This window comes from Williamwhitmania sp. (genome assembly GCA_035529935.1).
In the GTDB taxonomy this organism is placed as follows: Bacteria; Bacteroidota; Bacteroidia; order Bacteroidales; family Williamwhitmaniaceae; genus Williamwhitmania.
The window spans coordinates 1-12,152 of record DATKVT010000146.1; the positions used below are offsets into that span (position 1 = coordinate 1).

The 12,152-nt window shown below is 43.4% G+C and carries 10 protein-coding genes; 9 read left to right on the forward strand and 1 reads right to left on the reverse strand.

The genetic code is table 11. The features are described 5' to 3' along the window. Positions 1-1,704, forward strand: a 1,704-nt coding sequence (locus VMW01_10915; GenBank protein HUW06759.1) for a TonB-dependent receptor, incomplete at its 5' end; no start/stop codon positions are given. Positions 1,705-1,751: 47 nt separating this feature from the next. On the opposite strand, the gene VMW01_10920 is transcribed toward VMW01_10915, so the two are convergent. Then, positions 1,752-1,979, reverse strand: coding sequence for a hypothetical protein (locus VMW01_10920; GenBank protein ID HUW06760.1), 228 nt, complete (start codon positions 1,977-1,979; stop codon positions 1,752-1,754). 244 nt (positions 1,980-2,223) lie between these two features. Here VMW01_10920 and VMW01_10925 point away from each other — a divergent pair, with 244 nt between their 5' ends. The 8 genes from VMW01_10925 (at position 2,224) to VMW01_10960 (ending at position 12,018) form a co-directional block, all read left to right on the forward strand. Further along, entirely contained in the window at positions 2,224-2,625 is a 402-nt protein-coding gene (locus VMW01_10925; protein HUW06761.1) for a response regulator, read from the forward strand. An 88-nt stretch (positions 2,626-2,713) separates the two neighbouring features. Then, a complete protein-coding gene (locus VMW01_10930; GenBank protein HUW06762.1) occupies positions 2,714-3,616 on the forward strand; it encodes a M23 family metallopeptidase in 903 nt (300 codons plus the stop codon). A gap of 37 nt (positions 3,617-3,653) precedes the next feature. Next, on the forward strand, positions 3,654-4,553 hold the full coding sequence (locus tag VMW01_10935) for a LysR substrate-binding domain-containing protein (GenBank protein ID HUW06763.1): 900 nt from the start codon (positions 3,654-3,656) through the stop codon (positions 4,551-4,553). Positions 4,554-4,628: 75 nt separating this feature from the next. Further along, positions 4,629-4,955, forward strand: a complete 327-nt coding sequence (locus VMW01_10940) for a hypothetical protein (protein HUW06764.1) — start codon at positions 4,629-4,631, stop codon at positions 4,953-4,955. A 101-nt stretch (positions 4,956-5,056) separates the two neighbouring features. Further along, positions 5,057-6,073, forward strand: a complete 1,017-nt coding sequence (locus VMW01_10945; GenBank protein HUW06765.1) for a YeeE/YedE thiosulfate transporter family protein — start codon at positions 5,057-5,059, stop codon at positions 6,071-6,073. 93 nt (positions 6,074-6,166) lie between these two features. After that, on the forward strand, positions 6,167-6,823 hold the full coding sequence (locus tag VMW01_10950; GenBank protein ID HUW06766.1) for a lactate utilization protein: 657 nt from the start codon (positions 6,167-6,169) through the stop codon (positions 6,821-6,823). 551 nt (positions 6,824-7,374) lie between these two features. Then, positions 7,375-10,416 carry a TonB-dependent receptor gene (locus tag VMW01_10955; protein ID HUW06767.1) on the forward strand — a complete coding sequence of 1,014 codons (3,042 nt, stop codon included), beginning with the start codon at positions 7,375-7,377 and terminating at the stop codon, positions 10,414-10,416. Positions 10,417-10,434: 18 nt separating this feature from the next. Beyond that, on the forward strand, positions 10,435-12,018 hold the full coding sequence (locus tag VMW01_10960) for a RagB/SusD family nutrient uptake outer membrane protein (GenBank protein HUW06768.1): 1,584 nt from the start codon (positions 10,435-10,437) through the stop codon (positions 12,016-12,018). The last annotated feature ends 134 nt before the right edge of the window (positions 12,019-12,152 follow it).

Here is a 12,152-nt window from a genome sequence, read left to right on the forward strand (position 1 = left end):
GAGGGGACAGCGCTTAAGGGACGGCTGACTCATATTTCGGGGTACCGCTATAAAACATCCAAGTATCTATTGGGCACCCTGGATACAAAAGGGGAGTATTACCCATCTTTTTCCGACTTTCAGACCTTTATTAACTACGATATATCCTCTACCATTTCTGCTTCATTGCTAGGAAGTTACGCAACCAACAAGTATGAGTTTTTCCCGGAGAACAGGGAGACCTCATTTGGATTGCTCAGCAATCCTTTAGCTTTCAAGGTGTACTACGATGGCTGGGAGCACAATACCTACCAAACTGGATTAACCGCAGCAACAATAACCTTTCGTCCCGCTGAATCGTTGGCACTCAAGTTTATTGCTTCATCGTACATTTCTAGCGAGAGGGAGACCTACGATATTCTGGGAGAGTATTGGATAAATGAGCTCGATAATTCACTTGGCTCCAGTACATACTCCGACAGCTTGGTCAATGTGGGTATTGGATCATTTCTCAACCATGCACGCAATAGCCTGGATGCTTATGTGTACTCTTTTCATCACAAGGGAACCTATGTCAAAGGAAATAGCACCCTACAGTGGGGTGTAAAGGTTCAGCGAGAGCGCGTTTTTGATAACGTAAAGGAGTGGGAACTGATTGACTCTGCCGGCTATAGCCTTCCAAATGGAGGGAATAGCTTGAATTTGTACTCGCTGGCCAGTGCCCATAATCGTTTTGATGCATACCGGCATTCGGGGTACATTCAAGAAAAGTACGAATTTAACGCTGGCAAAGCAGAACTTTCAGTTACCGCTGGTGTAAGAGCCACATATTCAATGCTAAATGGGGAGTTGAATATTAGCCCCCGATTTTCTTTGGAGTATACTCCTCATGAAGGCAGCCCCGTTTCCTTTCATCTCTCTGGAGGTTCTTACGTTCAACCTCCTTTTGTTAAGGAGCTGCAGGATGAGACTGGCAAAATGAATTTCAACCTCAAAGCACAAAAATCGATACAAATTGTGGCGGGTTCGCGATACGACTTTTCGGCATTTGGAAAGCCATTTCGGTTTACCTCAGAGGTTTTTTACAAGCGGATGCGCAATCTGGAACCCTATAAGATGGATAATATCCAAGTAACCTATTCTGGAATGAATGTGGCAAATGGGTATGCATACGGTGCTGATTTTAAGGTAAATGGCGAACTCCTTCCTGATGCAGAAAGCTGGGTGAGCTTGTCTTTCCTTAGCTCTCGTGAGCATGTGGATTCGTATGTAGCCTCTGACGGAACTCTTGTTCACGCTGGCTATTTTCCAACGCCTAACGATCAGCGGCTGAACCTCTCCATGTTTTTTCAGGATTACCTAGCGGGCAATCCTACGGTGAGGGTGCATCTTACCCTGCAGTATGGTACCGGGTTACCTTTTTTTTCGCCTGAAAAAGATAGGTGGGACAACTACTTCCGGATGCCTCCTTATAGAAGGGTAGACATTGGGTTTACCAAGGTGTTGATCGACAATCCTACTCGAAAGAAGGTAAACAACTTTGCCGGATTATTTCGCTCGTTGATGGTAACAGTGGAGGTGTTTAACCTTCTTGATATAAACAATACAGTATCCTATCTGTGGGTTCGAACAGTAGGAAATCAGGAGGGGATACCAAATATGCTGGCCATTCCAAACTATTTAACTAGCAGGCGTTTTAATCTAAAGCTCTCAGCAAAATTTTAGATAAGTGCTTGTGAATATTGTTGGTGCGGTTAGCCAACAATTAGAAATTAGAAAAGGGTGGGATGATCTTGTTCAATCTTCTTTAAGATTGTAGTTATAATGGTTTCCCTGAAAAACTTAGACTTATTCGATATCTTATATCTTCGGCAAAAGGTATTAATCGCCTGCATCTCCGGCTCGTTGAACAGGAGCGACTTTTTAAAAGTTCGCTTTAAATGTTGCTCTCGCAAGGCGAGCATCTTACTTGCTCTGATTTTCCCCTTTTTTGAGGCCATAAAGTTTGGTTAACCTACACCGAGCAAAGGAATCAATTTTAGCCGTCAATTCTATCGTTATGTGAGGAGAAGAAGTTAACAATTCTCAAAAAGTTTTAAACAATTTGATGTGTGAAGCTTAAGTGTAGAACCACTTTTTTATCAATGGAATGGTTTCCAAAAATTTTTTTTCGCTTTTTTTTGAATAATTGCATAACTTTGACCGCGATGAGTAAAATAGAGCAACACCAATAAATTTCTTGGAATGGATTTTCGTAGCGAGTACCCGATTGAAGGGTCCTATGAGGGCAAGAGTTTTCTGATTGCAGAGGATGAGGAAATTAACTACCTATTTCTTGAAGAACTATTGAAGCCAACTGGTGCCATTCTATATTGGGCGGCCAATGGTGCGGAGGCGCTTCAACTGCTTGAAGACCATCCCGAAATAGAACTCATTTTAATGGACATCAAGATGCCTGTTATGAACGGCTACGAGGCTACACAGATTATAAGAAAGAAGGACCTTAAGGTAAAGATAATTGCCACAACTGCTTACGCATTTGTTGAGGATAGGGAAAAGGTGCTTAATGCAGGTTGTGATGGCTATATTTCCAAGCCGATAAATATCCAGCTGCTTATGTCTGAAATACGTAAGCTGCTGCGCTAAAATTATTTACATCTCGGCTGATAAAATTCTTTGGAAGGAATAGGACGGTTGTCTATATTGCTTTTTCTTTGTAGAAAAAAGGAGTAGCATGTCCCATATAAAAAGTAAGATTTTTTTCACAGCCATAATCACCATTTCAGGTCTATCGCTCCAAGCCAAAGAGATATCGCTAAATTCTGATCAATCGTTCGTTGGAAGCCAGCCCGGTGATTCTTCATCAATCGTTATAGCCAACTATTTCAGCCGGTGCAACCCATCACTCTCAATTGGCTGTTCAAAAGAGGGAATTGCGATTCCCGATTCACTTTATATTATTTGCAATAGCCCAGAGATGGGTGAATTTGTTTATCCTTTCAGGGGCCGAATGCTATCACCCTATGGCAATAAACGTAGGCATCACCTGCATTCGGGTGTCGATATTAAGCTACAGGCCGGCGATACGGTACGATGTGCATTCAACGGGATAGTTCGCATGGCAAGAAGGTTTCATGGGTATGGCTTAATGGTGGTTGTTCAGCATCCCAACGGTCTTGAGACTCTGTATGCACATCTCTCTAAGTTTTTAGTAAAGCAAGGCGAGGAGGTGCCGGCTGGTGCTCCTTTGGCACTTGGGGGGAGGACAGGGAGAGCTACAACAACACATCTTCACTTTGAAACCCGCTTTTTGGGTGACCATTTTGACCCTGCCGACCTTCTCAACTACCAGACTTTTACACTTAGTTCAGATACCCTAGTGGCCTACTATCGAAATGGTGATATTTCTGTTCTTCCAAAGGGTAGCGGTGATCTTTTAGAGGCAAACATGCCGACACCGGAAGGCGCAAAGGCATTTGTTGCGCATAAAGCAACTGGCCACTACGTTGTAAAAAAAGGTGATACCCTCTATTCTATTGCCCGAAGAAATAACATAGCACTGGTTGATTTGTGCAAGATGAACAGGGTTAAGCCCGGCGACATTCTATCCATTGGAACAAGGTTAAAGGTTAAATAGCCAGAAGAATATAAAGCGTTTTTGAAAGAATGGTCTAATGAGCTACTACGATTTCAGATGGCAGGTATTTATGGCAGTTGCTCAGCAGCTAAGTTTTACTCGGGCTGCAGAGCAGCTCTATGTTACTCAGCCAGCCGTTTCTAAGCATATACGAGAGCTGGAGTTGCTGATGGGGGTTTCACTCTTTCAACGCAAGGCAAACCGAGTTGAGTTAACGCAGGCGGGTGAGCTAGTTAAGAGCCGGTTGATGCAGGTATTCAAGATATATGGGGAGATGGAGTATGAGCTAGGCTTACTGAAAAACACCATTTCGGGTGAGCTGAGGATTGCCGCCAGCTCCACCATTGCGCAGTATGTGCTGCCCGAATACCTTTCCCGCTTTTACGAACAGTATCCCCACCTTAGAGTATCAATTGTTTCCGGTAACTCTCGGGAGGTGGAGGAGTTGCTGGAGATGAATCGTGCCGATATTGGCATGGTGGAGGGCTCCTCGAGCCGAAGCGGGCTGGTTTACCTGCCTTTTTTGGATGATGAACTCATTGCTGTGGCATCTCCATCTTATGCTGCTACATTGCCACAAAAGCTTTCTGTTGGTGATTTACTGAGCATTCCGTTGGTGGTTCGCGAAGCTGGTTCTGGAACACTTGAGGTAATAGATAGGGTGCTGCAGGAACAGGCCGTAAGGGTAGACCAGCTAAATGTAGTGCTGCAACTTGGCACCACCGAAGGAATAAAACAATTTTTGGAGCACGCGTCATGCATTGGCATAGTGTCGAAAAAGTCGGTTGAAAAGGAGTTGGAGCGGGGTACATTATTTGCCGTTCCCTTGAAGGAAATTTCGTTTAAGCGTGAATTTCGCATTGTATTGCATAGCAGCCAGCCTGCTGGCAGCACCGCTCTCTTTTTAAAGGATCTACTGCCAACCTATAACCTTTAGCTATATGTTATAATTATTTTGAATTGGGATAGCTCATATTATTAGGGTTTCTTTGCATTGAATAAAGGAACTTTAATGATAATAAATTATACCCAATCACGTAATGTGTTAGTTGTTGCATTACTAATAATTATGCTTTTTGTTAGCATCGCTGGTTTTGTTGGTGGACCATTGGCCCTTTTACTAGGTGTTGCTGCCTCTTTCACAATGGGAAATCCTAACCCAGTATTTTATTCAAAAGTTTCGAAGTATTTGCTGCAAGTTTCTGTGGTTGGAATGGGCTTTGGCATGAACCTAAGGGCCGCAATTGCGACAGGAATTCACGGTTTCTGGATAACGCTTGCATTTATCAGCTTTACACTTATTGTTGGCAACATCATGGGACGGCTGTTAAACCTTTAAGGCTTGGCGTTTGGCTTTGGTTACCACCCTATCCTTAAAATATTACTGTAGCTTTTTCAATCTATAATTAGTGAATTATTAACAACTTAAACAGGTATAACATGAGCTGGATTACATTGATTTTGGGCTTTGCCTTTGGGGCACTGCTACAGGTGGCTAGGCTTAATCGCTTTAACACCATAAGTGGACTTGCCATGCGCGAGAACTATACCGTGGCAAAGGCTATTGCTGCTTCCATTGGCGTTGGAATTATTATTATTGCGTTAGAGGTTGGACTGGGAATGGCCACCTTCCACGTAAAACCATTTTTGGTAGTTGGAATTGTGCTTGGAGGATTACTCTTTGGTTCAGGGATGGCCATTTTGGGTTATTGCCCAGGTACCCTTCCGGTGTCGCTGGGAGAGGGCTCGCTTGACGCATTGTTTGGCATTGTTGGTGGTATAGTGGGCGGTGTGGTTTTTACAGTTATTCAACCGTCAGCTGCTCATCTGCTAGGACCTAATCTTGGCAGCATGTCGTTTCTATCTATGGCTGGTATTGGGAGTTTTGGCTACTATACCATTGCCATTATTGTTGGTGCGGTCTTTATTGGTGCAGCCTTCGTTCTGCAGGGTAAGGAGCGCACGGTGGGCTACAAATGGCTAATTGCAGGTAGTGGGCTTGCTCTTTTGAATGCCATTGTTTTTCTTCCTTCGGTGGCTAACCGCATTATTGGTGCATCCACCGCATACCCCTACGCTGGCGATATGATTACCTCGTCCACAGGTAATACTTACTTTTCCGCCATTGAAACCCCAGGAAGGTGGGAGCTGCTGTTCTTGACTGGCGCTTTCCTTTCGGGCCTTGTTATCTCCTTGTTAAGAAAGGAGTTTAAGCTGCAGCTGATGCATTCCAACTGGACGAGATTCAAGGGCGAGAGTTCAGCTAAGCGGATGGTATGGGCATCGCTGGGAGGATTTGTACTAATTATTGGTGCCCGAATGGCTGGCGGATGCACTAGCGGTCATATCTTATCGGGAGGTATGCAGCTGGCAATTAGCAGTCTAGTGTTTACTGTTTTTGTATTTTCGGGACTTTTGCTTACTGGTTGGTTGTTCTACAGAAAATCCAGTCGTTAGTGCAAATCCATGTTGCGTCTTTTTTTGTAAAATAGTTCAACCATTTGAGAACAAGCTGGCTTCAATAATCCTTATTTTTACAAAAAAGGAGAAATGGAAGATAGCGCTAGAAAATACTGGAATGAACGACTCAACAAAAGTGCTGCCGCTTTCCGAAGTAATGGTTTCAATGTAATAATTATTAATAACTTAGCAGAGGTGTCAAGTGCCATTCTACCGGAATTACTCACCCATTCGGAGGGGAAGGTGGTTTCGTATGGGGACTCTCTTACGCTGCGCCAAACGGGAATTTTAGATGCTCTAAAAGCTGTGCAGGGTATTACCTTCCTTGACGGATTTAGGGAGGATAGGAGTCGTGAGGAGAACTTGGTGGTGCGGCGTCAGGCGCTACTTTCCGACATTTTCCTAACTGGCACTAATGCCATTACTGCCGCGGGCCAGCTTGTAAATCTCGATATGATTGGGAATCGAATTGCGCCAATTGCCTTTGGGCCATCCAGTGTTTACCTTTTTGTGGGAAGAAACAAGCTGGTGGACGATGTAAAGCAGGCACGGCAGCGAATTCGTCGATATACTGCACCTTTAAACGCCATTAAACATCCTAACTTCTCAACCCCATGCCAGCGTACTTCCGTTTGCAGCGACTGCAAAAGCCCGGACCGGATATGCAACGCATGGCTCATTACCGAAAAATCGTTTCCGAAGGGGCGAATTACGCTGGTGCTTATAAATGAGGATTTGGGGTTGTAGCGAAAGCCCAGCGAAGTGAGATTTGGGTCGGTAACGAGGTTCCTGAATCTTAATGTTTACGGCGTTTTTTGACAAATGGTGTTGTTGATACCTAAACACTTAAGTATTCGTTCATTGTTGTTAGCTAATTAGGTGTTTATACTGGAAAATTTTTTTGCAAACGTTTTCTTGGGACAAATGCTGCTCATTTCGGGCAGCATTTCTCATTTAAGATGTCATCGATTGGACATTTTTATGCATATTTCCACTACGCAATTCTCCATTTTTGACAAATTTAGGGTAGGAGAGGTTGAACATTTGCAATTTATTCTGCCCATTTTAAACGCACATGTAGTACTTATGAAATATGCTGTAAATCAATAATTAAATTCAAAATAGTTCCAATTTTGACGTAGCATTGACGTAGGCTATAACAGGTTGCGCAAACGTTTGTGTTTTACAATTTGAAATTGGTTGAGGTTAAGACGTGGTAGGAAATGGTGCTAGGCGGCCAATTGGGTTGTAATTTTTCAAACGTTTTAAACCCCTAACTAAACTAAAACTTAACTCACATGAAAAAAACACTTCTTTCAGCTTTCTTGATTCTGTTAGGAGGGGTTCTTTATGCGCAAAGTTTAAGCGTCAAAGGAACCGTTACGTCAGCCTCTGATGGCGGACCACTTCCAGGTGTTACAATTATTGTTAAGGAGATGCCAGGAAAAGGAACAACTACAGATGCCGATGGTAACTACTCCATTATGGTTGAAGCTGATCAAACATTGGTATTTTCTTTTATTGGAATGGAAACCCAGACCATTCCGGTTAATGGGCAAACAAAGATTAACGTAGCGCTGGCCAACTCTTCTCAAAAAATTGATGAGTTGGTTGTAATTGGCTATGGTGTTCAAAAGAAAAGCCTTTTAACCTCTGCCATTGCCTCAGTCTCAAGCAAGGACATTGAAGAGTCCAATCCACTTCGTGTAGAGCAGGCTCTTCAGGGTAAAACTGCCGGTGTGGAAGTTATTTCCAACTCAGGTCAACCTGGTGATGGATTCACTGTCCGTATTCGTGGTATTGGCACTACGGGTGATTCCAATCCTATCTATATAGTGGATGGAATGCCGGTAGGTGGAATTGACTATTTGAACCCTAACGACATTCAGTCTATAGAAGTATTGAAGGATGCCTCTGCCACGGCAATCTATGGTGCTCGTGGAGCAAACGGTGTAGTGCTAATAACCACCAAGCAGGGGAAAAAGGGAAAACTAGTTGTGAACTACGATTTTTCATATAGCATTCAAAATGCATGGAAAAAGGTCTCTTTGCTCGATGCAAGAGAATATGCCATAATAATGAACGAAAGCTATGCTAACGATAATAGCCCAATTCCATTCCCCGATGTGGACGCTGTAGTTGCTGCGGTGGGAAAAGGAACTGATTGGCAAAAGGAGATTTTTTACAAGAATGCACCTGCCGTTAACCATCAGTTTACGGTAAGCGGAGGGAATGATGCATCAACATATCTCTCTTCATTTTCCTATACGCTACAAGATGGAATTGTTGCAAAGGGAAAATCAAATTACGAACGTTATACGTATCGCATTAATTCTGCTCACCACAGTGGGATATTTAGCTATGGAAATAATCTAGTATTCACCAGCAAGAAAACACGTGGTATTGATCCAAATGCTGAGTTCAGTGGCCCGCTATCGAAGGCTGTAAATATGGACCCAATTACCCCTGTAAAGAATCCTGATGGAACTTGGGGTCATTCTAACTATGCCACTCAAGAGGTTGTGAACCCAGTAGCTTACCTCAGCATAATCAACTCAGAGTATAAGGAGAACAAGGTTGTGGGTAACGTTTGGGCACAGCTGGAACCCATGAAGGGATTAAAGGTTCGGTCTACATTTGGTATCGACCTTGCCAATGGATTTTCAAGAACATTCACTCCTGTTTATGACCTCGGTGGGAATGTAAAGTCTACAGTATCACAAGCCAGTGCCACTAACGATCGTTGGTATACATGGCAGAATGAAACTACAGTATCCTATTCAAAGACCATAGGTTCGAGTGCATTTACAGCGTTAGCTGGTATGACTGCTAATAGTTATCGTCACGACAATCTTGGTGGCAGCAAAAACAATTTGCTTTTTAACGATTTTGAGCATGCTTACATCAATAATGGAACTGATGAGGACAGCTACAAATCGTGGGGAGGTGCCGATGAGCATGCGCTTTTGTCCTATTTTGGTAGAGGCAATTACGCATTCAAGGACAAGTATATTGTTGAAGCAGTTATCCGTGCTGACGGTTCGTCCAACTTTGGAGCCAACAATAGGTATGGTTACTTTCCTGCCTTCTCTGCTGGCTGGGTTCTCACAAAGGAATCCTTTATGGCTGATTTTCCTTCTGTTTCATTCCTAAAGTTACGAATAGGCTGGGGCCAAAATGGTAACGAATCAATAGGAGCCTTCCAATATACCTCCTTGATTGGATCTGGAAGCAAATATACCTTTGGTACAGGTGAAGTAATAACTGTGGGTTCTAATCCAACCAGCATTTCCAACCCCGATCTTCGGTGGGAAACTTCAGAACAGACCAACATTGGGCTTGATAGCAGATTCTATAAAGATAAGTTTAGTGTTAGCTTAAACGTTTATAGAAAGGATACCAAAGACCTGTTGGTTGTGGCTCCTATACCTGCCTTTGTGGGAAGTGGTGCACCAACCGTAAATGGTGGCTCCGTTAGAAACCAAGGTATTGAGTTGGAATTGGGCTACAAGACAAATATTCATGACGTGGCCATTGACGTTAGTCTTTCCGGTGGCTACAATAAGAATAAGGTGCTTACTATAGATAATAGTGAAGGCCGCATATACGGCGCCAATGTTGCAGTAGGTATGTATAACGTTTGTATGGCAGAAGTTGGCCAGCCAATCGCCTTTTTCTGGGGCTATAAAACGGCTGGGGTCTTCCAAAATCAAGCACAAATTCTTGCCCATACTGCTGATGACGGTACCGTGCTGCAGCCTAATGCTAAGCCTGGTGACCTCATTTGGGTTGACTTTAATAACGATGGTAAGATTGACGATAAAGATCGCACCAACATTGGAAATCCATATCCCAAAATGACCGCTGGTTTAAGTTTCTCTGCAAACTATAAGGGTTTTGATTTTAACATGTTTTGGTATGGTGCATTTGGACAGGATATCTATAGTGGATCACGTCGTTACGACCTACCAATGTCCAACTGGGAATCTTCGGTTTTGGGTCGTTGGACCGGCGAAGGTACATCCAACTCATTTCCTCGCGTAACCATTGCCGACCCCAACCAAAACTTCTTCAGGGTGTCGGACTTCTATGTTCACAATGGCTCGTATGTAAGGCTAAAGAATATAACCCTCGGCTATACCTTGCCCGAGTCCATTAGCCAGAAGGTTAAAATGTCGAAGTTGAGAATATACATATCCTCTAACAACCTGCTGACATTTACCAAATACAAAGGCTTTGATCCGGAAATTGGTGCTAAGAGTTCACTCGATGTTGGTATCGACAGAAATGTATACCCACAGGCTCGCACCATTATTTTTGGACTAAACATTGGTTTTTAACCTATTAACTTAACTGCTATGATGAAAAAAACATATATTCTGCTGATGGTTATTCTTGTTGCGGGCCTTGGTTCATGCACAAAGGATTTCCTCCAAAAGGAGCCCTTAACCAATAGGGTTGAGGATAACTTTTACAAAACACCCGACGATGCTTTTCAGGCATTGGTTGCTGTTTACGACGTACTTCAGTGGCAAACTGGTGGAGGTTACCATCCCTACGATCTTATAACAGACATTCTATCCGATGATGCTTACAGTGGTGGTTCAGGCCCAGGTGATCGACCAGGTTTGGTCAGGATGGGAAAGTTCAGCGAATATACCACCGACGAGGAGCCTCTTGGTTTATGGAAAGACCGATATACAGGAATTTATCGTGCGAACCTGCTACTTGAAAAAATAGTGGATATTCCTTTTACAGATTCTTTGCTTAAGGTAAGATACATAGCCGAAGCTAGATTTTTAAGGGGATACTACTATTTTCAATTGGAGCAGTTGTTTGGTCATATTCCGTTAATTCTTAAACCATTAACTCCTGCCGATTACAATCAGGTACAGGCCGATCCGGCGGATGTTTATAACCAAATTGCAAGCGATCTTTACTATGCATACAATAATCTTCCTGCTGTAATTCCATCAAATGAGGCCGGACGAGTTTCTAAATGGGCTGCCGGCTCCAAGTTGGCAAGAGTTTACCTGTATTATGAAGGTTATGGTAAGGGTGTACTTGGAATTACCAGCGATTTGAAAGCCGATGACAAAACTTTTACAAAGGCTGATATTGAGGTTATTGTTGACGATGTGATTACCAGCAGCGGTAGCGATCTCATGCCTAACTATGCCGACCTATTTACCCTTGCTAATAAGAACAATATTGAATCCATTTTTGAGGTTCAGCATACCTCCAAAGGTGACTGGGGCGATTGGGGATGGGCCAATGGCAGCGAAGGAAATTGGACCATTATTATGTCCGGTCTTAGAGGTGTTGATGATCCTATTTATGATGCAGGGTGGGGCTTTCAACCAGCTACACCTTCACTTGTAAGCGAATTTGAACCAGGCGACAGCCGCTACTTTGCTTCTATTTTTGATCCTGCTGCTGAGGGGGTAACCTATAAGCCACAGGATTGCTACCAGCATACTGGTTATGCATTCAAAAAGGTTCAGCCATTAAAAGCAAATAAGGCCGCTACTAACAGCGATCTCAACTGGCCCAACAACTGGATGGTTATCCGTTTTGCCGACGTGCTGCTCATGGGTGCGGAGCTAAACCTCAGCAACAATCTTGGTAAGGCTCAAACCTACTATAATCGCGTTAGAGCAAGGGCTTTTGGATCTGCTGCAACCCCGCCAACCCTTACCAACGACGCCAATGGTCTTAATCTAATTTTCCATGAGCGCAGAGTTGAGTTTGCTGGAGAAGGTCTTCGTTATTGGGACTTGATGCGTCGAGGTTTAACCTATACGCAGCAGGAGATTAATGCAGCGGCAGGTGTTGTACCACAGGATGAAACATTTAATTCCGCTACCCTTGGTTTGTTGCCCATACCGCAGTCGGAAATTACTGTTTCGGGCAACAGCTTGGTTCAGAATGCTGGATACTAATTCACACGCAACATTGAAATAAATAAAACTATGAAAAGACATATTCTTCTGATTGGATATCTCACGGCTATGAGTTTTCTCTGGTTTGGTTGTCAACCAGTGGAGACCGATAAGCCCTCAATAGGTGCTGCACC

What these genes read in the sequence shown, in the direction of transcription:
- VMW01_10930 (HUW06762.1), top strand. Translation starts at nt 2,714, where the DNA reads ATGTCCCATATAAAAAGTAAGATTTTTTTCACAGCCATAATCACCATT.
- VMW01_10945 (HUW06765.1), top strand. Translation starts at nt 5,057, where the DNA reads ATGAGCTGGATTACATTGATTTTGGGCTTTGCCTTTGGGGCACTGCTA.
- VMW01_10950 (HUW06766.1), top strand. Translation starts at nt 6,167, where the DNA reads ATGGAAGATAGCGCTAGAAAATACTGGAATGAACGACTCAACAAAAGT.
- VMW01_10920 (HUW06760.1), bottom strand. Translation starts at nt 1,979, where the DNA reads ATGGCCTCAAAAAAGGGGAAAATCAGAGCAAGTAAGATGCTCGCCTTG.
- VMW01_10960 (HUW06768.1), top strand. Translation starts at nt 10,435, where the DNA reads ATGATGAAAAAAACATATATTCTGCTGATGGTTATTCTTGTTGCGGGC.
- VMW01_10925 (HUW06761.1), top strand. Translation starts at nt 2,224, where the DNA reads ATGGATTTTCGTAGCGAGTACCCGATTGAAGGGTCCTATGAGGGCAAG.
- VMW01_10935 (HUW06763.1), top strand. Translation starts at nt 3,654, where the DNA reads ATGAGCTACTACGATTTCAGATGGCAGGTATTTATGGCAGTTGCTCAG.
- VMW01_10955 (HUW06767.1), top strand. Translation starts at nt 7,375, where the DNA reads ATGAAAAAAACACTTCTTTCAGCTTTCTTGATTCTGTTAGGAGGGGTT.
- VMW01_10940 (HUW06764.1), top strand. Translation starts at nt 4,629, where the DNA reads ATGATAATAAATTATACCCAATCACGTAATGTGTTAGTTGTTGCATTA.